We start from the raw sequence: 21,727 nt of genomic DNA on the forward strand, positions 1-21,727 counted from the left end.
CGTCAGAGCCGAGTGGCCGTGGACATGGTTTCGGGCAGTGCGGAGAAGTGGGCGATCGTCCGCTTGATGCCTTCCTCCCAGGTCACCTTCGGCTCCCAGCCCAGCATTTCGCGGGCGAGCGCGGTGTCGGGCCTGCGTCGCTCGGGGTCGTCCTGCGGACGCTCGATGAAGGTGAGCGGGGAGGAGGAACCGGTCAGCGCGATGACACGCCGGGCGATGTCCAGGACCGTCACCTCGTCCCCGCCGCCGATGTTCACCGGGCGGACCGCCTGGCTCTCCGCGACGAGCAGGACACCGTCGACGGTGTCGTCCACGTAGCACAGCGACCGGGTCTGGCTGCCGTTCCCCGCCACCGTCACCGGCTCCCCGGCGAGCGCCTGGGAGACGAACGTCGGTACGGCGCGACCGTCGTGGGCCCGCATCCGCGGCCCGTACGTGTTGAACATCCGTACGATGCCGGCGTTCATCTTCTTCGTGCCGACGTACGCCGTGACCAGCGCCTCGGCGAACCGCTTGGACTCGTCGTACACGCTGCGGGGCCCCACGGGGTTGACGTTGCCCCAGTAGTCCTCGCGCTGCGGGTGGACCAGCGGATCGCCGTACACCTCGGACGTGGAGGCGAGCAGGAAGCGGGCACCGTCGCGGAGCGCCACGCCGAGCGCGTTGCGGGTGCCGAGGCTGCCCACGTCCATGGTTTCCAGGGGGTGCCGCAGATAGTCCGTCGGCGAGGCCGGGCAGGCGAAGTGCAGGACGAGGTCGTACGGGCCGGCCAGTTCCTCCGTCATCGAACCGTCGGAGACGTCGCACCGCACGAACCGGAAGCCGGGGCGGCCGATCAGGTGAGCGATGTTGTCCTCGGAGCCGGAGAGGAGATTGTCCGCGCAGTCGACTTCGACTCCTGAATCCAGCAGCCGTTCGCACAGGTGGGAGCCGAGGAACCCGGCACCCCCCGTGACGACGGCCCGGCGCCAGGGGGCAGGTGACGTCAGCAGTGGCATGGGACGGCCTTTCGTCCGCGGTGAGGGATGAACGTGTCGCGGGCCCGGGAGAAACGCGTGGGGCGGGGGCGGGGAAATGGGTCGCTCCCCGGGGCTCCAGGGTTTTGCCGGCCGGATCCGGTACGGACCTGGTGTCCGCAGCGGTCCGGGCCTGCGCGACCGGCTGAGTTCCCTCGCCGGTTGGTTTCAGGCATCGCACTCTGTTTGTCTCAGCGAACCCATTGTTAGCGCGAATGCGCGCCCGGCGCTCGTCGGCCCGCTCGCGTGCCCCCGGCCGCCACGGCCGGCGGCCCCGGGAACGGACGGCCCGTCGCGAACGCGGAAAAGCCGCCGAGCAGGCCTGTTGCGGCGTGCCCGGCGGCTACGGTGGGCGATGGGCTTCGGAGGCCGAGTTCCCCGGACGGGACGCGCCTGACGTCGTCCCGTACCTCCGTGGGCACACCCGATCGGACGATCGACCGTGTGATTCCGTCCGATCGGGTTACACAGGGGACATGACCCATGGAAATCAGGACCCCGATCCGCACGAGACACCTGGCCTCGACCCGCACGGGGGCGTCCCTGTCGGGAGCACCCCTCCCGCGGAGGGCAGCATGTCGGAAGCAGGACCACGGCACGACCCGCCCCGGGGATGGGGCAAGGGACCGCTGATCGCCATCCTGGTGGTCGTCGCTCTGGTCGCGGCCTTCTTCCTGGTCTACGCGCTGCTCATCTGAGTGCCCGGTCCGGACCCGGCCGTACGCCGCCGTGAGCCCGCGCCCGCACCCGGTGCCGCGTCGCCCGCGGCACTCCGCGGCCGGGCCGAGTGATCTGACCGGCCGGAGGCGGGGCCGCCGGCACGTGGGCGAAACGGCGGAAGTACCGCACAGGTGGGTGAACGAGGCGGCCGGGCGGGCACACGTGTCCGGAAGGTCCGCGACGTCGACCGGAAGGAGTACGAGTGATGGCCGGCACAGCTGGCACGTCCCGGGCGGCCACAGGGGCACCGAACAGCCTGCGGCTGCCGGGGATCGTCCTCGGGGTGGGACTCGGCGGGTTCGTCGACGGCATCCTGCTGCACCAGCTCCTGCAGTGGCACCACATGCTCACCAGCACCGACCACGACCGCATCGGGGTGAAGTACTACGACCCGGGGACGGTGTCCGGGCTGGAGATGAACACCGTCTGGGACGGCGTCTTCCACACCGTGTGCTGGATCGCCGTCCTGCTCGGACTTGCCGTGCTCTATTCACGGGTCACGCACAACCGGCGAGCCGTCTGGACCTCGCGGGTGCTGTGGGGCTGGGTCCTGGTCGGGTGGGGCCTGTTCAACCTGGTCGAGGGAATTCTGGACCACCACATCCTGGGAATCCACCACGTGCACGGCGGCCCCCACCAGGCCTGGTGGGATGCCGCCTTCCTGGTCCTTGGCTGCCTGCTGGTGATCGGCGGCCAGCTGCTCCGGCGCAGCGGCCGGCCCTTCGACCCCGAAGCTCCCCGGGGCACGGGGCGGGCCGGGGAGCGCGCCTGATGGAGGGCATGGACCACGGCGACGCCGGCGGCATGCCGGGGGCGGCGCCGACCGTGCTGGTGCTCCTGCCGGTGGCCGCCGGCTACCTCCTGGCGGTACGCCGGGTCCGGCGCCGCAACCCCTCCCTCGGGTGGAACCCCTGGCGGTCGGCCTCGTTCCTCGCCGGGCTGGTGCTGCTGGCCGTCGCGTTGCTGCCACCACTGGGAACGGCCGCGCACACCGACTTCCGAGGGCACATGGCCCAGCACATGCTCATCGGGATGTACGCCCCGCTGGCACTGGTACTGGCGGCCCCGGTCACCCTCCTGCTGCGCGCTCTGCGGCCGACCCGGGCCCGGTGGGTCACGGCGACGCTGCACTGCCCGCCCGCGCGGGTGCTGGCCCACCCCGCGGTCGCCCTGCTGCTGAGCACGGGCTCCCTGGGGCTGCTGTACTTCACTCCGCTGTACAACCACGCCGTGAGCCACTCCGCCGGGCACTGGCTGATGCACGCGCACTTCCTGGCGTCGGGGTGTCTGTTCGCCTACGCCATCGCCGGGCCCGACCCAGCACCGTCCCGGCCGGGCGTGCGGGCCCGGCTGGTGTACCTGGGTGTCGCGATCGCCGTCCACGCCCTGGTTTCCCAGGCCATGTACGGCGGGTTCCTCGTCAACATCCACGCCCCCGTCGATCAGGTCCGGCAGGGGGCGGAGATCATGTACTACGGCGGAGACATCGCCGAACTGCTGCTGGCCGGCGCGCTGGTGGCGACCTGGCGCCCCGAACGGCGCGGCAAGGCGGCGGGCCTGCCGCGCCGCCCTGAAGCGAACATGACGGCACCCGGCTGAACCCGCGAGACCGGTCCCGCTCGCTCGCGGAAGCCCCGTCCGACCCGCTGCGGAACCTCGCCGGAAGCCGGCCGCCGCGTCCGCCTGCTCCGGATCTGCCGGGGTGGCGGTACGGGGCGTGGGTGCCGCACCCGCCGACGACGTGCCGCTCCCGCATCGGCCCTCGGCATCGGCGCGGAGTCAGCGGGACACCGGGACCGGTATTCCACACGCACGGTTCTGTGACCTCAGCCACCTGGCCGACCTCCGGGCAGCGCGCGCCCGCCCGGTGTGAGCAACGACACCGGGCGGCCAACAGCCCTCGGTGCGCCCGGATTTGGGACACGCGGAGCCGCTGGGCTCCGTCCGCCGGCTCCGACCGCGGAGAAGCGTTTGTGAAGATGAGGGGGCGCCGGCCGACGGGACTCCCGTCGCGCCCACCTCATGGGCGCCCGAGGGACGCCGGCCGGTACACGTGCCATCCGGGCAGAGTCTCCCGTCCCGTTCCCCTCTTCGAAGAGTCTCTGCCTTGTCCTTCTCCATGCCTTCCTCAGCCCCGCCCCCGGAGGGGGCCGGCTCCACCGCCGGAGCGTCCCGGGCCCGCCGCCTCTCCCCCGTGCTCCTGCGCCGCAGGTCCGGCGGCGGGGACCGGGGTGCCTGGCGGTGCCTGCGTACGCCGAGCATGCGGTGGTGGTCCCTGGCCAATCTGGTGTCCAACGCCGGCACCTGGATGCAGCTCACCGTGCAGAACCTCCTGGTCCTGCAGATCACCGGATCCGCTGCGGCGACCGGGCTGTCCCTTGCCGTGCAGGCGGGCCCCGGGCTGCTCCTGGGCGTGGCGGGAGGAGCGGTCGTCGACCGCTGGCCGCGCAAGGTCACCGCGGCGGTGAGTCAGACCGTACTGGGTGCTGTGGCCTTCTCCACTGCGGCTCTGCTCGCCCTCGACATGCTCGACATGCCGGTCCTGCTGGCGTTGGCGGCGGTCACGGGCATCGTGAGCACCATCGACGGCCCGGCGACCGCGCTGCTCGGGAACGACCTGGTCCCGGCCAGGGACCTTCCCTCGGCCATCGCCCTGGGATCGATGGTGCACAGCGCCGGCCGGCTCATGGGCACCGCGCTCGCGGCCGTCGCGGTCGGCGTGTTCGGCTCCACGGCTGCCTATGCGGCCAACGGGATCTCCTTCCTCTTCGTCGCTGCGGTGATCCCCTTCCTGCGCCCCGCCGCGGACGCCGCCCGGGAGGTGGCCACCAGGGCTTCCGCGCGGGCCACGGCCGAGCGGCAGCCCGCGGCACGGGCACACAGCAGGGAAGGGCTCACCTACTTCCTGGGGCGTCCCCGGCTCATGGCACTGGCCGCGATCACGGGGCTGAGTTCGATCTTCGGGCGCAACTACCAGTTGACGCTCGCCGTGCTCGTGACGGGCCCGCTCCACGCGGACGAGAGTGACTTCGGCACCATCTCCACGGTGCTGGCGGTAGGAGGCATCGTCGGCGCGCTGATCGCCGGGCGGATGCGGAACCCGTCGGTGCGCCTGGTCGGCGCACTGGCTGCCGCCGGTGCGCTGCTCCAGGTCGCGGCGGGGTTCTCACCGGGGCTGCTCGTGCTCGCCCTCCTGGTGGTGCCCATGGCTGTGGTGGAGTCCGTGTCGGACACGGCGGGGGCGACGGTGCTGCAGACCGACCCGCTCCCGGAGATGCGGGGCCGGGTGCTCGGTGTCTGGAGGAGTGCCAGCACCGGGTGGGGGCTGGTGGGGCCGCCCCTGCTGGGCCTCCTGCTGGAGTACGCGGGAGCCCGCGGAGCCCTCGTCTCGGGCGGACTGCTCATAGCCGGCGGGATCACCGTCGGCGCCCTCTGCCACCGCGCCCGCGGCCGGCGCCGGACTCCGCGTGCCCTGGCCGTCCCGATCACCCCGGTACCGCTGCTGCAGGAGGTGGGCCGGACGGCCTGACCTCCCGGCCGGGCGGTGCGGAGCGGAGCGGACGGGAGGAGAATGGCGGGTGAGCTTGTACAGCAGCAGGCCCGACGACACCGGTACACCTACTCCGGGAGTGAGTATGTCGAACCCGCAGCAGCCTGAACAGCGCAGGAGCGACAAGGGCGGTGGGACCCCGCAGGACAGCGCCGAGATCAAGGCCGGGCAGCCCGGCCGGGGTCCGGGCGGTAAACGGGCCCACGGGACGGACAAGGGGCACAAGGGCGGCGGCGAGGGCGGGGCGACACCCCCGGCCCAGCAGCCCGATCACCCCTGAGCCGGCGCACCGCTTCGGACGGCCGCCGTCAGTCCCCTGCCCGGCTCCCTTCAAACGGGGGCTGGGCCCGGTCCGTGAGGGGCTTCGACCTGTCGCACCGCGCGAATCCTTCGTAACACGGGAAGCCCGGTGTAGCGTCAGCGACAGCTGTCATGGTTCCGAAGTACCGGTCGCCCGTGAGCACGTTGACGCGGGCGACTTCGCTGTTCAGCGTCTCTGAGGACCAGGGCAATCATCTCGGCCTCCCGTATCGGACGGGCAGCCGGCTTCGAGTCCACTTGGAGGACAGAATGGCCAGCGGAACCGTGAAGTGGTTCAACTCGGAAAAGGGCTTCGGCTTCATCGAGCAGGACGGCGGCGGCCCCGACGTCTTCGCCCATTACTCCAACATCGCGGCGCAGGGCTTCCGTGAGCTCCAGGAAGGCCAGAAGGTGAACTTCGACGTCACCCAGGGCCAGAAGGGGCCGCAGGCGGAGAACATCACCCCCGCCTGAGCCACGAGCTCATCGGCGCCCGCTCCACCGGGGCGGGCGCCGTTCGCGCGAACGGGCGGACGGGCAGTGGCTGACGGTCCGCGTCGTGCGTGCCATGCCGTCCCCGCGCGCATCGCCGGTGCCGCGCGCACGACCGGCCTGATCCGGCCTCGAGCCGGGGCGACGGGGCCGCGGTCCGACCCGCCTACGGGAGGTCTGGTGAGTTACACCGTCGCGGCATCCGGGCAGTGGTGGGACGAGGAGGGCAATCGCCGTCTGCCGTCGGGCGAGGTGCACGCCTGGGAACAGGGCAGGAACGAGACCGTCTGCGGGCTCTCCCTCAGCCGCTCGCACCTCGGGCGCTTCCCCCATGTGGCGTGGCCGGACGTGCTTCCCGAGTCGGGCGGTTCGGCGGACCGTGTGCAGCGTGTCTGTCCCCGTTGCCGGGCAGCGGCCGGAGGACGGAAATCCGGTTCGGGGCGGCCGTGGCGGCGCGACAATCCGCGTCCCTGAGCGAGCTGCGGGCGCCGGCCCGGACGACGCGGGTGACCGGCCCACGCACAGGGCTCCCGGGGCCGGGCGGAGACGCACTCACCGCCGTTCCGTGGCCCGGTGTGCGGTGGGTCAGGCTTCTCGGTGGGTGAGTGTGAAGAGGGCGCCGCCCGGATCCTGGAGCGTGCGCGAGAACCCGGCAGGTGTCCAGGGGGTGTCCGCTGCCTGGGTCCTGCGGCCGCCTGCCTCGATCGCGGCGGCGGCGGCGCGCTCCACATCGTCGACGGTGAAGTTGACCAGCCATCGTGGCCGCAGGTGTGCGTGCTCGGACGTCTGGTGAGCGCCGCCGCGCAGGGACAGCGCCACTCGTCCGCCCTGCTCGACGAGGAGGTGATCGCTCGCGTAGGTGAGGTCGATGTCCGGCTCGTCCGTCCAGTGGAAGACCTCGCCGTAGAAGACCGCGGCGTCGAAGACGTCGCGGGTCTGCAGGTTGAGGCGGACCTGATCGACGTCCTTCTCCCCGCCCCATGCCGGAGCGGGCCCCTCCCAGAACCCGAAGGTGGCCCCCTCCCGGTCCGCGGCGAGGCCGGCTCGTCCTTCGCCGAGTGCGATCGGCCCCACCGCGACGGTGGCGCCGCGCTCCTGGATCTGCGCTGCCGTCCTGTCGGCGTCCCTGGCCGCGAAGTACGGCGTCCACACCGCAGCGGGAGCCAGGCCCGGCCGCCGGGCCCCGATGCCCGCCACCGGCCTGCCTTCGGCGGAGGCCACGAGGAACTGGCTGGCCAGCGAACTGGTCCGGAACTCCCAGCCGAGTACGGCCGAGTAGAACGCCCGGGCCGCACGCAGGTCGCCAACCATGAGGTTGATCCAGCACGGCAGTCCCGGAATCGGCGTCACGTACTCGGCCTCGGACACAGACATCAGTCTTTCTCTCGCTTCTTCACCCTGTGGGCCCGCTCCCGGCGAACCCGGTGGGTGCCGTGCCCACCTGACGGAACAGGAGCGGACGGGCACGGACAGTGACGGACGAGCACTTGTGCGGCGGCCTGCGGTGCGCGTGCAGGACGGACCCGCCCACCGGACAAGGTACGCCTCGCCCGCTGCCGGTGGCCTGAGCAGCGAGGCGGAGAGCGAAGTGTCGGTGAGTTCCGCGCTCCCTCCCTCCGGTCATCACGGTGTTCGGCGTGCGGAGGGGGCCTGCGGTCAGCGGGCCGCCACTCGCCCCCGGGCCACCTCGTCGGCGTCGTCGTGGGGCACAGGGCGGCTGACACCCGACCCGCCCGCCGTGGACAGCCGGCACACGCGGGTCGCGGGCACTCCCCCGCACCGCTCCTCAGTCGGAGCGAGGGTCGGACGGGCCGGTGTCCCCCATGCCCCTGCGATCCTGGTCGGTCCATTTGCCGGTGTCCCGCGGCGCCACGTACGGCTCCTCCAGAGGTGGGTGACCGCCGATGACGGCCCGCTCACGAGCCATCTCCGCGTCGAACTCGAGACCGAGCAGAATCGCCAGGTTGGTGATCCACAGCCACACCAGGAAGATGATCACGCCGGCCAGGGTGCCGTACGTCTTGTTGTACGAGCCGAAGTTGGCGACGTAGAAGGCGAAGGCCGCTGACGCGATCATCCAGATCACCAGCGCCAGCAAGCTGCCCAGCGACACGAACTTGAAGCCTCGCCCCTTCGCGTTCGGCGCCGCCCAGTAGAGGATGGCCAGCAGGGTGGCCACCAGCACGACCAGGACGGGCCATTTCGCGATCGACCACACGGTCACGGCCGTGTCCCCGATGCCGAGCGTCGTACCGAGCCGGCGTGCGAGGTCGCCCGAAAGCACGACGATCAGCGCACTGGCGCAGGCCAGCACCATCAGCGCCAAGGTCAGGCCGACGCGGACCGGGAGCACCTTCCAGGCCGGCCGGCCCTCGGGCACGTCGTACACGGCGTTCGAGGTCCGGATGAACGCCGCCACGTAGCCGGAGGCGGACCACAGCGCGGCGAGCAGACCCACGATCGCCATGACCCAGCCGGTCCCACTGCTGGACTGCAACTGCGTCACCGCGTTCTTGAGGACGTCACGGGCCGCACCGGGAGCGAGCTTCTGGATGTTGTCGAGCACGGTCCGGGTCGTCGACTCGCCCGCGATGCCGAGCAGGGAGACGAGGACCAGCAGAGCCGGGAACAGGGCGAGGATTCCGTAGTAGGTCAGTGCCGCCGCCCGATCGGCGAGCTCGTCCCGTTTGAACTCCTTGAGTGTGCGTCGCAGCACCGCCCCCCACGAAGCTCTGCCGACCTTCGTGGGTGTGTCCGGTGCTCTGCGCTCCACCTCCGGGTCCGGACCGGCACCCGTCCGGCGCGGGTGCGACCCTGGGCCGCCCTGGCTGTTCTGTTCGTTCGGCATGGGCAACAGACAAGCCCAGGTGCACCCGTCGCGCGACTCCACCGCCGGTCCGTGCATCCGGGTGGATGAGCTCTCCGGCCCCGCGTGCGTACGCGCCGGCGGATCGCGGCGTCGTACTTTATCGACGGTTCGGACGACACCATGGCCATGTGCGCCTCAGGCGTCCGCCTCCGGCCGGCTGCTGAGGGGCAGCCGATCGCCACGCCGCGAAAACCGGCCCGTGTCGTGCGTGGATGCCACGGGCGGAACAGTGACACTGTCCCGATGGAACCGGTCACCATCGGCGTGGAAGAAGAATATCTGCTGCTCGACTCGGTCACCGGGTTGCCGGTCGCTGCGGGGGAACAGGTGAGAGCTGCGGCGGGAATGGCCGCGATCATCGGTGAGAACGAGGTGCAGCCGGAGCTCCTGCAGGTGCAGATCGAAGTGGCCACACCCGTCTGCGAACAGTTGCAGGAGGTCGGCGGCCATCTACTGCGCCTCCGGCTCGCCGCCAACGCCGCCGCGGAGGCTCATGGGTGCCGTCTCGCCGCCTGCGGCACGCCGCCTCGCCGGGGCGGCTCGTCCGCTCCCCTGACCGAGCACGCGCGCTACCGCGCCCTGCGGTCCCAAGCTCCCCAGTTGGTCGCTGAACAGCTGATCAACGGCATGCACGTGCACGCGTCCGTTCCGGACCGGGAAGTAGGCGTGGCCGTCCTGAACCGTTTGCGGCCGTGGCTTCCCGTACTCGTCGCCATGTCCGCCAATTCGCCGTTCTGGGACGGGCACGACACGGGATTCGCCAGTTGGCGCACCGTCGTCTTCAACCGCTGGCCCGTCAGCGGGCCACCGCCCGCCTTCGCGGACGCCGCGGACGAGGAGAGGCGGATCGGGACGCTGCTGCGGAGCGGGATCATCGGCGACACGGGACAGCTGTACTGGATGGCCCGGCTGTCCGACCGGTTCCCCACCGTCGAAGTACGGTGTTGCGACGTCCAGCTACGGGCGGACGAGGCAGTCATGTTCGCCGGCATCGTGCGCGCCCTGGTGACCACCGCCATCCAGGAGGCCGAAGCCGGAGCCCCCACGCCCCGCCTCCTCCCGGAAGTGCTGCAGGCCGCGACGTGGCAGGCTGCCCGGCACGGCCTCGGCGGACACCTGATCACCGCCACCGGTGAACGCATCAGCGCCGGTGACGCGGTCGCCCGGCTGATGGAGCACATCACGCCGGCGCTCGACGCGGCCGGGGAGACCCGGGAGCTCGCCGCACTCGTGCACCGGCTGCTGCGCCAGGGCACGCCCGCCGATCGCCAGCGACGGGCACTCGGGGACGGCGGTCTCAAGGCAGTGACCGATCTGATCATCGCCGACACCACGGCAGACTGATCGAGGCCCTGTCCACCGGCCGGCGGCGGGGCCCGCCGCCCGACGAGCGCCTGGGACGCCACTACGTCAGCGCACCCGGCCCCTGGGTTTCAACGCCACCGGCGGCAACGCCGGAGCAGGGAGCCGGCCACCGTCGTAGCCCTCGACCCGGCCGAAGCGGGAGCCCTCCATCCAGTCCTGGCGAGCCTCCTCGATCTCCTCGTGGGAACGCCCCACGAAGTTCCACCACATGACGATCTCCTCCTCGAACGGCTCACCGCCGAGAAGCATCAGTCCGGCGTCGGAGACGGCACGCAGTGGCAGCTCGTCGCGGCCGCAGCCGAGGTAGAGCATCGACCCCGGCAGGACCGGGACACCGTCGACCTCGGCCTCGCCCGACATCGACAGGACGGCGTACTCGAAGTCAAAGACCAGTGGCAGCCTCGCCTCGGCTCCCTCGGCCAGGGCCAGGTCGGCTCCGACGATCGGGGTGTAGGCGGTGCCGGGCGACACCGCCCCGTCGAGTTCGCCCAGGATCACGGTGGCGGTGACCCCCGGTGCGGTGACGGTGGGCAGACCGGTGTGGTGCTGGAAGTGCGGCTCGACATGCCGGTCGGAGCCGGGCAGGGCCACCCACAGCTGGGCGCCGTGGAGGAACCTGGCGTGGGGCTTCGGGCTTTCCTCGGAGTGGCTGATGGCCCGGCCTGACGTCATCAGGCCCAGCTCCCGCGGCCGGACCGGCTGGACGCTGCCCAGGCTGTCGCGGTGCAGGACCTCCCCCTCGTGCAGCCAGCTGACTGTCTGCAGGCCCATGTGAGGGTGCGGCGGGACCTGCATACCGGGCTCGTCGGCGATGTCGTCGGGGCCGTAGTGATCCACGAACGCCCACGCGCCGACCATGCGACGCCCCAGGTTGGGCAGGAGTCTGCGCACCTCGGTGGACTCTCCGAGCTGGACCCGGCGGGGGGTGAGGAGTTCACGCACGGGTTCGGCGACGACGAAGCCACGGCCTCCGCAGACGGAGAGTGCGGCTTGGCGATCGAGATTGCTCATGGCGCTCAACCTATTCCCGTACGGTCGGGGAGCGCCGGGGTCCCACGCCGAAATTTTAGTGGAATGTTTAACTACCTGGTCGTGTTGACGGGCCTGTAAGCATTTCGGCCGAGGAGGAGAAGTGGACGACACCTACTACGAGTTCGGCACGCCGGCCGACCGCTGGGACCGGGCTCAGATGTTCTTCGAGGCCAAGGAGTACCTGACCGCGGCGCGCATCCTCGGCGGTCTGGTGCGGGAGGTCCCGGAGCAGGTCGCCCCGCGGCTGCTGCTGGCTCGCGCCTACTACCACTCGGCGCGGCTCACCAAGGCCGAGACGGAGCTGCGTGAGGTACTGGAGCGCAACCCCGTCGAGGACTACGCGCGACTGATGCTCGGGCGCACCCTCGAGCGCCAGGGCAGGCACGCGGAGGCAGCCGCTCACCTGCGGATGGCTCAGGCGATGACCGGGGACCCCGGGCAGGACTGACCGCGCGGAGAACCGGCGCCAGGGGTGACACCCGTACGAGCGGGCGGCGCCGGGGAGCGGGGCCACCCCGGCCCGCTCCCCGGCGTGACACCCAGGCGCGGTACCACTCGTCAGCGGCCGCAGGAGGTGCACATCGCCGGGGAGCGGCCGGCAGCGGGAGCAGGTCGCGCTCGCCCCGGTCGGACGACGCCGCCGCCGGCGCGCAGGACACCGGCCGCCCCTTGGCCCGGCGGATCCGGATCACGGCGTACGGAGGCCGTGGGGACGTCGGGCGGACGGGCTCACGGGCTCACGGGCAGGACGATCGCGGTGACCGCGAAGCCGTCGTCGATCAGCCACCTGCCCTCGTACGCCTCCGGCATCCCGGGCGCCGTCCTCAGGAGCTCGGCGGTGAACGTCCCCCCGGTGGCCGCACCCGGACCGGTGCGGAAACTGACATCGGCCTCCTGGAAGTCGAGTTCGATCCTGGTGAGCGGGAACCACGTCTTGAAGACGCTCTCCTTGGCACTGAAGAGGAGCCGGTCCCAGTGGATCGCCGGCCCGTCCGTAGCCGTCGGCACCCGGGCGCGTTCCGAAGGCAGTGACACGAGCTCCCACACACCGGGCGGTAGCGGCTCGTTCGGCTCGGCGTCGATACCGACGGCACGCACCTCGGTCGCCCTGGCCAGTGCCGCGGCCCGGTAGCCGTCACAGTGCGTCATGCTGCCGACGGTCCCCTCGGGCCACAACGGCATGCCGCGATGGCCTCGCATCACCGGCGCCGGGGGCAGCCCGAGGCCTGCCATGGCCCGCCTGGCGCAGGCGCGTACGACCGCGAACTCGCGTCTGCGCCGGTCCACGCTCGTGGCCACCAGCTCCGCCTCCTCCGGGTACAGGGTGCCGGCCGGAGCGTCGGCGTCGAAGGTGTCCGCGCACGCCACGCAGTCGGGAAGAAGCCGTTCGATCACGAGACGTCCTCGCCTCTCGCGGCCACGGGCTGCTGTCCGCGGTACGGCAGGATCTGCCGCAGGAGCCCGCGCGGGTGGCCCCGTTTGCGCCATTCCCGGGGGTAGCCGATCGAGACCTCCTCGAACCGCACACCGTCGTGCCACGTGGTACGGGGGATGTGGAGGTGGCCGTAGACGACGGCGGCGACGTTGAATCGGCGGTGCCAGTCGGCGGTGAGTTCCGTACCGCACCACTGCGCGAACTCCGGGTACCACATGACGGAGGTGGGTTCGCGCAGGAGAGGCCAGTGCCCGGCGATCACGAGGGGGAGCTCCGGGTCGTGCGCCGCCAGCCGCCGCTCGGTGAGTGCCACCCTCGCCCGGCACCAGTCGTCGCGGGTCGGATAGGGGTCGGGGTGCAGCAGGTACTCGTCGGTGCAGACGACGCCCGCCTCGTGGGCGCGTGCCAGGGACTCCTCCTTCGTCGTCGTCCCCGGTGCCCTGAAGGAGTAGTCGTACAGGAGGAACACGGGGGCCACCGCCACCTCGCCGTCCGCTCCGCGCCACCGCGGGTAGGGGTCCTCGGGCGTCGACACCCCCAGTTCGCGGCACACCTGGACGAGGTGCTCGTACCGGGCCTGGCCACGCAGCCGTACCGGGTCCTTGTCCACCGTCCACAGCTCGTGGTTCCCGGGGGTCCACACCACATGGGCGAATCGTCCCGCGAGCAGCTCCAGGGCGCGTTCGACCTCTTCCGCCTGCTCCGCCACGTCCCCCGCGACGATGAGCCAGTCCGCGTCCGAGGACGGTCGCAGACGGTCGGCGACCGGGCGGTTGTCGGCGATGCCGACGTGCAGATCACTGACTGCGAGGAGCCGGCCGCCCTCTTCCGGCGGGTGGGAGACGGGTTCGGTCGGAGAACTCATTGTTCGAATTTATCGTCTCGGCGCGTCTGCCGGGTGCACTCCGCTCAACGTGCCCGCCGTTGGTCCGACCGGGATGATTGACCAAGCGCGTCCGGGGAACGCGGCGACACAAGTTCAGCATGCCCACAGCACATGACGCAGAAAGGGAGGCCCCGATGGCCGACGCCGAGCAGCCGGATCCGACACGCCGCCATCCGCAGCCGGATTTCCCCCAGCAGGACCAGGAGCACCCGGGCTGGACCGGACCGATGGATCCGCCGCCGGACCACGGGGAGGACTCCTACGAGGGGAGTGGGCTCCTCGTCGACCGCAAGGCGGTCGTCACCGGGGGCGATTCCGGCATCGGCAGGGCGGTGGCCCTGGCCTTCGCGCGGGAAGGGGCGGACGTGCTGCTGACACATCTGCCCGAGGAGAAGGGCGAAGCACAGGAGACGTGCCGCCTGGTCGAACAGGCCGGCCGCAAAGCGATTCCCGTGGACTGCGACATCCGTGACGAGAAGCAGTGCCGGGCCCTCATCGAGAGGGCGGTGTCCGAGTTCGGGCGGATCGACGTCCTGGTGAACAACGCCGCCTACCAGATGTCACAGCCCGACGGCATCGCCGCCATCTCCACCGAGCAGTTCGACCGCGTGGTGCGCACCAACCTGTACGGGATGTTCTGGCTGTGCAAGACCGCTCTGCCGCACATCCCGGCGGGCGGCTCGATCATCAACACCACCTCGGTGCAGGCCTACAAGCCCAGCCCTCATCTGCTGGACTACGCCATGACCAAGGGCGCCATCGTCACGTTCACCCAGGGCCTCGCGCAGATGCTGGCGTCCGACGGCATCAGGGTCAACGCGGTCGCTCCCGGGCCGGTCTGGACGCCGCTGATTCCCGCGACGATGCCTGACACCTCGGAGTTCGGGAAGCAGAGCCCTCTGGGGCGGCCGGCCCAGCCGGCCGAGATGGCACCCGCCTACGTGTTCCTCGCCTCGTCGAACGCCTCCTTCATCACCGGCGAGATCATGAACGCGACCGGCGGTACGCCCCTGCCATAGACGTGATTGACCGGCGGACCGCGGGAAAGGCGCAGTAGATGCGTGTAAACCATCAAGAAGCACCCGTACTCGACGCACTGGCCGCCTACAGGGACGGAGGGGAACTGGGTTTCTCCCCTCCCGGCCACAAGCAGGCGCGCGGCGCCGCCCCCGAGGTGCGGGCCGTGCTCGGAGATGCCGCGTTCTACGGCGACGTGCTCGCCTCCGGCGGGCTGGACGACCGCCGCCAGGGCTCCAACGTCCTGCAGCGCGCGGAGGAGCTGATGGCCGACGCCGTCCACGCCGAGCACACGTTCTTCTCCACCTGCGGCAGTTCCCTGTCGGTCAAGGCCGCCATGCTCAGCGTGGCCGCTCCGGGCCGGAAGCTCCTCGTCGGCCGGGACGCACACAAGTCGGTCGTCGCCGGGCTGATCCTTTCCGGTATCGAACCCGTCTGGGTCGAGCCGCAGTGGGATCCCGAGCGCCATCTGGCCCACCCTCCGTCGGCAGAAGCGTTCGACAGGGCCTTCGACCGGCACCCTGACGCCTGCGGGGCCCTGGTCACCAGCCCCACCCCGTACGGATCAGCGGCTGATCTGGGTGCCATCGCCGAGGTGTGCCACCGGCGGTCCCGCCCGGTCATCGTCGACGAGGCCTGGGGGGCCCATCTGCCGTTCCACCCGGATCTGCCGTCCTGGGCCATGGATGCCGGGGCCGACGTCTGCGTCACCAGCATCCACAAGATGGGCAGCGGCCTCGAACAGGGCTCGGTCTTCCATCTCCAGGGTGATCTGGTCGACCACGACACGCTGGCCTCTCGCGCGGACCTGCTCGGCACCACCAGCCCCTCCGTCCTGCTGTACGCGGGTATCGACGGCTGGCGGCGGCAGATGGTCCTGGAGGGGCACACCCTCCTGTCCAAGGCGCTCGCTCTGACCGCGGAGGTCCGGGAGCAGATCGAGAAGATCGACGGGATGCACGTGAACGGCTTCGAAGACTTCTGCGGTCCCGGCAGGGCCGCCGAATTCGACCCGCTGCCCGTGATCATCGACATCAGTGAGCTCGGGCCCGGCGGATACCGGGCGGCCGACTGGCTCCGCGCCCACCATCGGATCGACATGCACCTCGTCGACCACCGCCGCATCAGCGCCCAGTTCACGCACGCCGACGACGAGGACACCGCCGCCCGCCTGCTGGAGGCCCTGCGCGATCTGTCGCGGCATGCCGACACTCTCGGCCCGGCACCCGTCGTCGAGATCCCCGGACCGGACGAACTGCGCCCGGACCAGGCACGCCTCCCCCGTGACGCGTACTTCGCCGCCACCGAGGACGTGCCGGCCGACCAGGCCGTCGGGCGCGTCGCCGCGGAGATGATGACCCCTTATCCCCCCGGGATTCCCGCGGTCCTGCCCGGCGAGCGGCTCACCGAGCCACTGCTCCGGTATCTGCGCTCGGGTGTCGAGGCGGGCATGAACGTGCCCGACCCGGCCGACCCGGCCCTGCGGACGGTGCGGGTCTGCGTGGACGGCGAGAATCCCGGGACCTGACCAGCCGCACAACGGACTCGTACACGGAACGTGACGGAAGGACCGGCCATGCCCATCGCCACATACAGCCTTGTCGCTCTCGACTGTCCCGACCCGAGGCCGCTGGCCGAGTTCTACCAGGCCGTCCTGGGCGGCGAGGTCTCGAAGTACGACGAGGACTGGTACGACCTCCACGTCCCGGGCGGCGCACGCATCGCGTTCCAGCGGGCTGTGGACCACCGCCCGCCGGAGTGGCCCCGGGGGGACCGGAACTCGCAGCAGGAACACCTGGACTTCGACGTGACGGACATGGAGCGTGCGCAGGAGGAGGTACTGGCGCTCGGCGCGACCCCCCTGGACGTCGACGACCGGGACGGCGAGCGGGGGTTCCGCGTGTACGCCGATCCGGCGGGTCACCCCTTCTGCCTGTGCCGTCAGTGACCTTCCTGCCCGCGCGGAACGCGCGGGGGGGGGCCGTCCGGCGTGGGCGGCCCCCCGCGCGGCTGGTGCCGGGCCGTGTCGCAGGCGCGCCTCAGCGAACGGAACGATGAGAATATGGAACTATGAGTCGAAGTGCCCTGATTGTCATCGACATGCTCAACACCTACAGCCACCCCGATGCCGAGCTCCTCATCCCCTCCGTGCGCGAGGCGCTTCCCCGAATCGTGGATCTCATCGGACGGGCCCGGGACGAGGACGTGCCGGTCATCTACGTCAACGACAACTTCGGGCAATGGCGGTCGCACCACGGTGAGATCGTCGAGACGACGTTGTCGGGGGCGCACGGCGACCTCGTGGAGCCGGTGCTGCCGGACGACGATTCGCTGTTCGTCGTCAAGGCCAGGCACTCGATCTTCTACGAGACGCCACTCACCTACCTGCTCTCGCAGCTGGACGTGGACCGCGTGGTCCTCTGCGGCCAGGTCACCGAGCAATGCGTCCTCTACTCGGCGCTCGACGCACACATCCGCCACCTGAAGGTGACGATTCCGGACGACGCGGTGGCCCACATCCACAAGGACCTGGCCCAGGCCGCCCTGCAGATGATGGAGCGCAACATGAGCGCCTCGATCCGGACAGCCGCGAACGTCGAGTTCTGAGTCGTCCGGCGCACGGGCGGCACGCGATCCGCACGGGACCTCGGCGCCGGGGAGCGAAGGCACCTCTTCCGCACTTCCGTACGGAGCATTTCTTCCGCCGTCGCGTGCCGTGTCGAGCGGAACAGGCGGTCGAGGTGCACAGTGGCGCAGAACCCGACGTGCAGCGTCACTTCGAAGGAGTGCCCCCGCGATGCGTGCCCTGGCCTTCGTCTGTACCCTCAGCCCTTTGCCCGCCCCCTCGAGCAGCCATCTCCTCGCCGACCAGGTGATGGCGGAGTTCGAAAGCCTCGGAGTGCAGGTCGAAGTGGTCCGCGCGGTCGATCACGACATCCGGCCGGGAGTGCAGGTGGACATGGGTGACGGGGACGCCTGGCCGGCCCTGCGCGAGAAGGTCATGCAGGCCGACATCCTCCTTCTCGCCACCCCCATCTGGCTCGGGCATCCCTCCAGTGTCTGCCAGCGCGTCCTGGAACGACTGGACGCGGAACTGTCCGAGACCGACGAGCAGGGCCGGCTGCTCACGTACGGCAAGGTCGCCGCCGTGGCCGTGGTCGGCAACGAGGACGGCGCCCACAAGGTGAGCTCGGACCTGTTCCAGGGCCTCAACGACCTCGGATTCTCCCTGGCTCCGCACGCCGTCACCTACTGGGTCGGCGAGGCGATGCACGGGCAGGACTACAAGGAACTCGAAGGCCCTCCGGAGGCGGTCGCCTCGACGACCCGTACCCTCGCCGTCAACGCGACCCACCTGGCACGCCTGCTCGACGGCGGCCCCTACCCCGCCTCCTGACACGCCGCGGGAGGCGCCGGCCGGCGTGTGCCCGGGTGTTCCGGCAGACGTGCAACAGCCACGCGCCGTCGTCCTGCTGGGTCATGACGTAAAGCGGAACACCCTCCGATTCGCCCTCCGCCAGTGACCTCGCCCTCCCACTCGGCTGCGGGAAGCGCCGCCCGTGTGAACTCGGCGATCGCGCCGAGTCCGGGCAGGACCTTGCCGTGGCCGGTCGTCCGGAGCGCTACGGGGTGGAAGAGCGCGAGGAACCCTTCGGCGTCCCTGGCCCGCCGCTGCGCTCCACGGTGGCGACCACCCCTTCGATCGCCTTGATGTCTGCGGTCTCCGTGTCCATGCGCACCGGCCTGTGACCTCAAGCACACCTGAGGTCACGTGGTGGACGACCGGCCCCGGGCGTGGCCGGGCACCATCCGGTACGCACGGGCCGTGACCGGCCGCACCGGACGGCCGCGTCCCCGAAGGCGGGCGCCGGGGGCACGGCGACCGGTGGGCGACCTGACGCCGTCCCGGAGTACGAGGCCGGAGCGGGGGTACAGTCGCCCTGCCCCATCGCCTTCAGCCCACCAGGTGAGAGATGTCCAGCCACATAGACCAGAGACCGACGCCCGCCCACCCCGACGACGCCTTCTACGCGGAGCGCGCGCGGCGGTTGCGCCGGCGGCTGGAGCGCCTGATCGGCATCGCGGCGACCGAGGGCAACAGTCTCGTACCGCTCCGTAACGGTGACCAGATCTTCGCCTCCATGCTCGACGCCATCCGTGGTGCCCAACACACCGTGGACATGATGACGTTCGTCTACTGGCGCGGTGACATCGCCTGCGAGTTCGCCGAGGCGCTGTCGGAGCGGGCTCGCGCCGGAGTGCGGGTGCGGCTGCTGCTGGACGGGTTCGGATCCCGGCTGATCGAGAAGGCCCAGCTGGCCCTGATGGACGAGGCAGGGGTGGAGGTGGCGTGGTTCCGCAAGCCGCTGTACCTCTCGCCGCTCAAGCAGAACCACCGCTGCCATCGCAAGGTCCTCATCACCGATGAGGAGACGGCGTTCACCGGCGGGGTGGGGATCGCCGAGGAGTGGTGCGGTGACGCCCGCGACGAGAGCGAGTGGCGGGACACCCACGTGCGGGTGCAGGGCCCTGCCGTGGACGGCCTCGCCGCCGCGTTCGCGCAGAACTGGGCCGAGTGCCACGACGAGCTGTTCACCGAACGCGACCGCTTCGTCGCAACCGCGCAGCACGGCGACTCGGTCGTCCAGGTGGTACGCGGGTCGGCGGGCTTCGGCTGGCAGGACATGCAGACGCTGCTGCGCGTCGTCCTGGAGTCCGCCGAGGAGCGGGTCCGGCTCACCACGGCGTACTTCGCGCCCGACTCGTACTTCATCGGCGTGCTGTGCGACGCGGCCCGCCGAGGCGTGTCCGTGGAGATACTGCTGCCGGGGCCGCACACGGACAAGCGGGTGTGCCAGTTGGCCGGACAGCACCACTACGAGCAACTCATCGGCTGCGGCGTGAAGATCTACCAGTACCAGCCGACCATGCTCCACACCAAGGCGCTGACGGTGGACGGGATCGCCTCGCTGATCGGTTCGACGAACTTCAACCGCCGCTCGCTCGAACACGACGAGGAAGTGATGCTCGCGGTCCTGGACCGGGAGTTCACCGTCACGCTGGACGGCCACTTCGACGAGGACGTCAAGCGGAGCGTCCTGATCGACGGAGGGCGGTGGAAGCGCCGCTCGCCCGTCCAGCGGATGCGGGAGGCGGCGGTCCTGCCGATCCGCCGCTGGCTGTGACCCGCGCGGGGCGTACGGCCGGGTGGGCCACCGAGCGGAGCGGCGGGCCGCCGGTCCTTCCCGGGCGGCCGGTCAGCCGCCCGGAGGCCGGCTGAGGCGTACGACGCCGACGATCTCCGGACAGGGCCCGCGACGGCGGGACCGTCGGTCACCCACGACCCGGTCATCCCCCTTCCGGGGGTGTGGCGGCCTCCGCCGGGGGCATACGGGCTGTCACCTGCCGCTTGTCAGGTGAAGGGAGTGGTCCATGAGCGAGTTCGTCGAGACACGGCCGGACACCACCGCGGTGGTCACGGAGCCCGTGCCGGATCTGCAGCTCCAGCTGTTGATCCAACTACTGGACAGAGAACAGCGCTCCAGCCTGCCGATCACCCTCGCCATGGCCGGTGGCGTGCTCCACGGAGACGTGATCGGCCACGAGGCGTGGAAGGCGGACTGGGCTCGGAGCCTCCGCCAGGTGGAGGGCGAAGGCGCGAACCTGCTGGCGGAGTTCCCGGAGACGGTGGACCAGGGCATCAGGGAGCTGGGGGCCGATGACGGCACCGCGCAGCTACCGCGCTGGATCCATCTCAGGGACGCCACCTTGGTCTTCGGCGGTACGGGGTCCTTGAGCCTGCCCCTGTGGCGCGGGCGCCTCGCCGATGTGTCGGGCTGGGCTCTGGGGAGACCGCAGTGACGTGACCGTGACCGCCGGGAGCGCGGGCGGCCTCGGGGACGGGAGACACTCCCCTCCCCGAGGCCGCTCCCGCCAGGGGAGGGCGACGCCCGGGGAAGACCGTCCGTTCATGGCCTCGCGGTCCGCTTTCCTGTCCTATGCGGGCAGCGCCGTCCCCGACTGGGCCTCCAGCGCGGCGAGCAGCCAGTCGTGGGCCGACCCCGGGGTGGGTTCGGGCCGGCCGGACGACGGGCCGACCAGCTCGGCCGTCAGTTCCCAGTACTGGTCTATGCGCGGATCGGCCGCGAGCTGCCGGGCCAGCACACGGCGGAATCCCGGGGTGTCGGCTGCGCCGTGCGCGCTCGCGTAGGCGTCCACGAACCCGTCCAGGGCCTCCCCCGGATACGGCGCCCTGTCGCGGCGCATGTCGACGGCCGCCAGGTCGTAGGCCTCGGCGAGTCCCGCGTAGAGAACGGCCGCCGCACGGGCTCCCGCGGCCTTGTGCGCATGGGGCTGGGTGGGCTCGTCCGAGTCGCAAGGGCTGGCCACCAGGGCGTACAGGCGGGCCAGGGCCAGCACTTGGGCAGGGCCTGGGTCCTCGGGCGGCTGCGGGACCGCCCGCTCCAGGAACGCGGTGACGGACCGGGCCGGCATGCGCGGCGGCAGCCACCCGCGCCAGAAGCGGACCAGGGGCGCCGTGTCCGGCGGTGCGGTCACCGCGCCGATCAGCCTCAACCGTCCGGCGCGTTCCTCCGCCGGGCACTCCTGCACCGACCGCAGCGCCGCCTCCCGCCAGCGCAGCGCTCTGAGCTCGGTGCCGACCGCGCGCAGCCGCTCCGCCACCGCGTCCTCCAGGACACCGCCCGCGCGGCCCGCCGTGTCCTCCTCGTCCAGGACGCGGCGCACCACGGAGACCGGCAGGTCCATGGCGCGCAGGGACCTGATCATCCGCAGGCGCTCCAGCGAGCCGGCACCGTACCGGCGGTGACCGCCGGCGCTGCGGGACGCTTCGGGCAGCAGGCCGGCGTCGGAGTAGAAGCGGACCGTCTTGACGCTCACACCGGCGCGCTCGGCGAGTTCACCGATGCCGCACAGTCCGTCGTTCGACGTGAACACTTGAATCTCCCTCAGGGGGAGTTCCTACGGTACCCGCGGGAGCGGCCGGGCCACCGGGCCGGTCCGTGGACGAGGACGTATCGAGGAG

General features: G+C 71.2%; 23 protein-coding genes and 1 pseudogene. 16 read left to right on the forward strand and 8 right to left on the reverse strand.

Going from position 1 to position 21,727, the window contains the following annotated elements; genetic code table 11:
* Window positions 1-2: 2 nt before the first annotated feature.
* Window positions 3-998 carry an NAD-dependent epimerase/dehydratase family protein gene (locus tag ACHFIV_RS14050; RefSeq protein WP_398967668.1) on the reverse strand — a complete coding sequence of 332 codons (996 nt, stop codon included), beginning with the start codon at window positions 996-998 and terminating at the stop codon, window positions 3-5.
* Between the two features lie 494 nt (window positions 999-1,492).
* Here ACHFIV_RS14050 and ACHFIV_RS14055 point away from each other — a divergent pair, with 494 nt between their 5' ends.
* The 7 genes from ACHFIV_RS14055 to ACHFIV_RS14085 all read left to right on the forward strand — a co-directional run bounded on the left by ACHFIV_RS14055 (window position 1,493) and on the right by ACHFIV_RS14085 (window position 6,552).
* Window positions 1,493-1,714 carry a DUF6480 family protein gene (locus tag ACHFIV_RS14055; RefSeq protein ID WP_398967671.1) on the forward strand — a complete coding sequence of 74 codons (222 nt, stop codon included), beginning with the start codon at window positions 1,493-1,495 and terminating at the stop codon, window positions 1,712-1,714.
* Window positions 1,715-1,941: 227 nt separating this feature from the next.
* Window positions 1,942-2,508: a DUF2243 domain-containing protein gene (locus ACHFIV_RS14060; RefSeq protein ID WP_398967674.1), complete on the forward strand. Its 567-nt coding sequence runs from the start codon at window positions 1,942-1,944 to the stop codon at window positions 2,506-2,508.
* A complete protein-coding gene (locus tag ACHFIV_RS14065) occupies window positions 2,508-3,335 on the forward strand; it encodes a cytochrome c oxidase assembly protein (RefSeq protein ID WP_398967677.1) in 828 nt (275 codons plus the stop codon). Before ACHFIV_RS14060 ends, ACHFIV_RS14065 begins: the two co-directional genes overlap by 1 nt.
* 661 nt (window positions 3,336-3,996) lie before the next feature.
* Window positions 3,997-5,265, forward strand: coding sequence for an MFS transporter (locus tag ACHFIV_RS14070; protein ID WP_398968218.1), 1,269 nt, complete (start codon window positions 3,997-3,999; stop codon window positions 5,263-5,265).
* 49 nt (window positions 5,266-5,314) lie between these two features.
* The gene (locus tag ACHFIV_RS14075; RefSeq protein WP_398967679.1) at window positions 5,315-5,566 is read left to right on the forward strand and encodes a hypothetical protein; all 252 of its coding nucleotides are present in this window, start codon (window positions 5,315-5,317) and stop codon (window positions 5,564-5,566) included.
* Window positions 5,567-5,856: 290 nt separating this feature from the next.
* Window positions 5,857-6,060: a cold-shock protein gene (locus ACHFIV_RS14080; RefSeq protein ID WP_030861277.1), complete on the forward strand. Its 204-nt coding sequence runs from the start codon at window positions 5,857-5,859 to the stop codon at window positions 6,058-6,060.
* Window positions 6,061-6,255: 195 nt separating this feature from the next.
* A complete protein-coding gene (locus ACHFIV_RS14085) occupies window positions 6,256-6,552 on the forward strand; it encodes a hypothetical protein (RefSeq protein WP_398968221.1) in 297 nt (98 codons plus the stop codon).
* 111 nt (window positions 6,553-6,663) lie between these two features.
* Here ACHFIV_RS14085 and ACHFIV_RS14090 read toward each other — a convergent pair whose 3' ends face one another.
* Window positions 6,664-7,452: a VOC family protein gene (locus ACHFIV_RS14090; RefSeq protein ID WP_398967681.1), complete on the reverse strand. Its 789-nt coding sequence runs from the start codon at window positions 7,450-7,452 to the stop codon at window positions 6,664-6,666.
* A 412-nt stretch (window positions 7,453-7,864) separates the two neighbouring features.
* Window positions 7,865-8,926, reverse strand: coding sequence for a YihY/virulence factor BrkB family protein (locus tag ACHFIV_RS14095; RefSeq protein WP_398967684.1), 1,062 nt, complete (start codon window positions 8,924-8,926; stop codon window positions 7,865-7,867).
* A gap of 264 nt (window positions 8,927-9,190) precedes the next feature.
* Between ACHFIV_RS14095 and ACHFIV_RS14100 the strand changes: the two genes are divergently transcribed.
* A complete protein-coding gene (locus ACHFIV_RS14100) occupies window positions 9,191-10,291 on the forward strand; it encodes a glutamate--cysteine ligase (protein WP_398967686.1) in 1,101 nt (366 codons plus the stop codon).
* Window positions 10,292-10,357: 66 nt separating this feature from the next.
* On the opposite strand, the gene ACHFIV_RS14105 is transcribed toward ACHFIV_RS14100, so the two are convergent.
* On the reverse strand, window positions 10,358-11,323 hold the full coding sequence (locus ACHFIV_RS14105; RefSeq protein WP_398967689.1) for a pirin family protein: 966 nt from the start codon (window positions 11,321-11,323) through the stop codon (window positions 10,358-10,360).
* 121 nt (window positions 11,324-11,444) lie between these two features.
* On the opposite strand from ACHFIV_RS14105, the gene ACHFIV_RS14110 reads away from it, so the two are divergent.
* Entirely contained in the window at window positions 11,445-11,792 is a 348-nt protein-coding gene (locus tag ACHFIV_RS14110) for a tetratricopeptide repeat protein (protein WP_398967691.1), read from the forward strand.
* A gap of 281 nt (window positions 11,793-12,073) precedes the next feature.
* Here ACHFIV_RS14110 and ACHFIV_RS14115 read toward each other — a convergent pair whose 3' ends face one another.
* Together ACHFIV_RS14115 and ACHFIV_RS14120 are read right to left on the reverse strand one after the other, a co-directional pair.
* Window positions 12,074-12,739 (reverse strand): 4'-phosphopantetheinyl transferase, encoded by a 666-nt coding sequence (locus tag ACHFIV_RS14115; RefSeq protein ID WP_398967694.1) that lies wholly within the window; start codon window positions 12,737-12,739, stop codon window positions 12,074-12,076.
* Window positions 12,736-13,644, reverse strand: coding sequence for a metallophosphoesterase family protein (locus ACHFIV_RS14120; RefSeq protein ID WP_398967696.1), 909 nt, complete (start codon window positions 13,642-13,644; stop codon window positions 12,736-12,738). The genes ACHFIV_RS14115 and ACHFIV_RS14120 overlap by 4 nt, the downstream gene beginning before the upstream one ends.
* Before the next feature lie 155 nt (window positions 13,645-13,799).
* Here ACHFIV_RS14120 and ACHFIV_RS14125 point away from each other — a divergent pair, with 155 nt between their 5' ends.
* From ACHFIV_RS14125 to ACHFIV_RS14145, 5 genes are all read left to right on the forward strand, one after another.
* Complete coding sequence (locus ACHFIV_RS14125; protein ID WP_398967699.1) at window positions 13,800-14,684, forward strand: SDR family oxidoreductase; 885 nt, start codon at window positions 13,800-13,802, stop codon at window positions 14,682-14,684.
* Between the two features lie 38 nt (window positions 14,685-14,722).
* On the forward strand, window positions 14,723-16,210 hold the full coding sequence (locus ACHFIV_RS14130) for an aminotransferase class I/II-fold pyridoxal phosphate-dependent enzyme (protein WP_398967702.1): 1,488 nt from the start codon (window positions 14,723-14,725) through the stop codon (window positions 16,208-16,210).
* A gap of 48 nt (window positions 16,211-16,258) precedes the next feature.
* A complete protein-coding gene (locus tag ACHFIV_RS14135) occupies window positions 16,259-16,630 on the forward strand; it encodes a VOC family protein (RefSeq protein ID WP_398967704.1) in 372 nt (123 codons plus the stop codon).
* Window positions 16,631-16,752: 122 nt separating this feature from the next.
* On the forward strand, window positions 16,753-17,289 hold the full coding sequence (locus tag ACHFIV_RS14140) for an isochorismatase family cysteine hydrolase (RefSeq protein WP_398967707.1): 537 nt from the start codon (window positions 16,753-16,755) through the stop codon (window positions 17,287-17,289).
* 190 nt (window positions 17,290-17,479) lie between these two features.
* Window positions 17,480-18,079 (forward strand): flavodoxin family protein, encoded by a 600-nt coding sequence (locus ACHFIV_RS14145; protein ID WP_398967709.1) that lies wholly within the window; start codon window positions 17,480-17,482, stop codon window positions 18,077-18,079.
* On the opposite strand, the pseudogene ACHFIV_RS14150 reads toward ACHFIV_RS14145, so the two are convergent.
* Window positions 18,024-18,416: pseudogene (locus tag ACHFIV_RS14150) on the reverse strand (SgcJ/EcaC family oxidoreductase). The gene ACHFIV_RS14145 and the pseudogene ACHFIV_RS14150 sit on opposite strands and share 56 nt — an antisense overlap.
* Before the next feature lie 240 nt (window positions 18,417-18,656).
* Between ACHFIV_RS14150 and ACHFIV_RS14155 the strand changes: the two are divergent.
* The gene (locus ACHFIV_RS14155) at window positions 18,657-19,868 is read left to right on the forward strand and encodes a phosphatidylserine/phosphatidylglycerophosphate/cardiolipin synthase family protein (RefSeq protein WP_398967712.1); all 1,212 of its coding nucleotides are present in this window, start codon (window positions 18,657-18,659) and stop codon (window positions 19,866-19,868) included.
* 247 nt (window positions 19,869-20,115) lie between these two features.
* Window positions 20,116-20,544: a hypothetical protein gene (locus tag ACHFIV_RS14160; protein ID WP_398967714.1), complete on the forward strand. Its 429-nt coding sequence runs from the start codon at window positions 20,116-20,118 to the stop codon at window positions 20,542-20,544.
* 135 nt (window positions 20,545-20,679) lie between these two features.
* Here ACHFIV_RS14160 and ACHFIV_RS14165 read toward each other — a convergent pair whose 3' ends face one another.
* A complete protein-coding gene (locus ACHFIV_RS14165; RefSeq protein ID WP_398967717.1) occupies window positions 20,680-21,639 on the reverse strand; it encodes a MerR family transcriptional regulator in 960 nt (319 codons plus the stop codon).
* Window positions 21,640-21,727: the final 88 nt, after the last annotated feature.

It is taken from the genome of Streptomyces sp. ALB3 (assembly GCF_044385685.1).
Taxonomy (GTDB): Bacteria; Actinomycetota; Actinomycetes; order Streptomycetales; family Streptomycetaceae; genus Streptomyces.

Excerpts from the sequence above, each read along its gene's own strand:
- ACHFIV_RS14080 (WP_030861277.1), top strand. The coding sequence starts at position 5,857 with ATGGCCAGCGGAACCGTGAAGTGGTTCAACTCGGAAAAGGGCTTCGGC.
- ACHFIV_RS14050 (WP_398967668.1), bottom strand. The coding sequence starts at position 998 with ATGCCACTGCTGACGTCACCTGCCCCCTGGCGCCGGGCCGTCGTCACG.
- ACHFIV_RS14145 (WP_398967709.1), top strand. The coding sequence starts at position 17,480 with ATGCGTGCCCTGGCCTTCGTCTGTACCCTCAGCCCTTTGCCCGCCCCC.
- ACHFIV_RS14095 (WP_398967684.1), bottom strand. The coding sequence starts at position 8,926 with ATGCCGAACGAACAGAACAGCCAGGGCGGCCCAGGGTCGCACCCGCGC.
- ACHFIV_RS14065 (WP_398967677.1), top strand. The coding sequence starts at position 2,508 with ATGGAGGGCATGGACCACGGCGACGCCGGCGGCATGCCGGGGGCGGCG.
- ACHFIV_RS14130 (WP_398967702.1), top strand. The coding sequence starts at position 14,723 with ATGCGTGTAAACCATCAAGAAGCACCCGTACTCGACGCACTGGCCGCC.
- ACHFIV_RS14060 (WP_398967674.1), top strand. The coding sequence starts at position 1,942 with ATGGCCGGCACAGCTGGCACGTCCCGGGCGGCCACAGGGGCACCGAAC.
- ACHFIV_RS14100 (WP_398967686.1), top strand. The coding sequence starts at position 9,191 with ATGGAACCGGTCACCATCGGCGTGGAAGAAGAATATCTGCTGCTCGAC.
- ACHFIV_RS14055 (WP_398967671.1), top strand. The coding sequence starts at position 1,493 with ATGACCCATGGAAATCAGGACCCCGATCCGCACGAGACACCTGGCCTC.
- ACHFIV_RS14120 (WP_398967696.1), bottom strand. The coding sequence starts at position 13,644 with ATGAGTTCTCCGACCGAACCCGTCTCCCACCCGCCGGAAGAGGGCGGC.
- ACHFIV_RS14070 (WP_398968218.1), top strand. The coding sequence starts at position 3,997 with ATGCGGTGGTGGTCCCTGGCCAATCTGGTGTCCAACGCCGGCACCTGG.
- ACHFIV_RS14125 (WP_398967699.1), top strand. The coding sequence starts at position 13,800 with ATGGCCGACGCCGAGCAGCCGGATCCGACACGCCGCCATCCGCAGCCG.
- ACHFIV_RS14155 (WP_398967712.1), top strand. The coding sequence starts at position 18,657 with ATGTCCAGCCACATAGACCAGAGACCGACGCCCGCCCACCCCGACGAC.
- ACHFIV_RS14105 (WP_398967689.1), bottom strand. The coding sequence starts at position 11,323 with ATGAGCAATCTCGATCGCCAAGCCGCACTCTCCGTCTGCGGAGGCCGT.
- ACHFIV_RS14090 (WP_398967681.1), bottom strand. The coding sequence starts at position 7,452 with ATGTCTGTGTCCGAGGCCGAGTACGTGACGCCGATTCCGGGACTGCCG.
- ACHFIV_RS14135 (WP_398967704.1), top strand. The coding sequence starts at position 16,259 with ATGCCCATCGCCACATACAGCCTTGTCGCTCTCGACTGTCCCGACCCG.
- ACHFIV_RS14140 (WP_398967707.1), top strand. The coding sequence starts at position 16,753 with ATGAGTCGAAGTGCCCTGATTGTCATCGACATGCTCAACACCTACAGC.
- ACHFIV_RS14160 (WP_398967714.1), top strand. The coding sequence starts at position 20,116 with ATGAGCGAGTTCGTCGAGACACGGCCGGACACCACCGCGGTGGTCACG.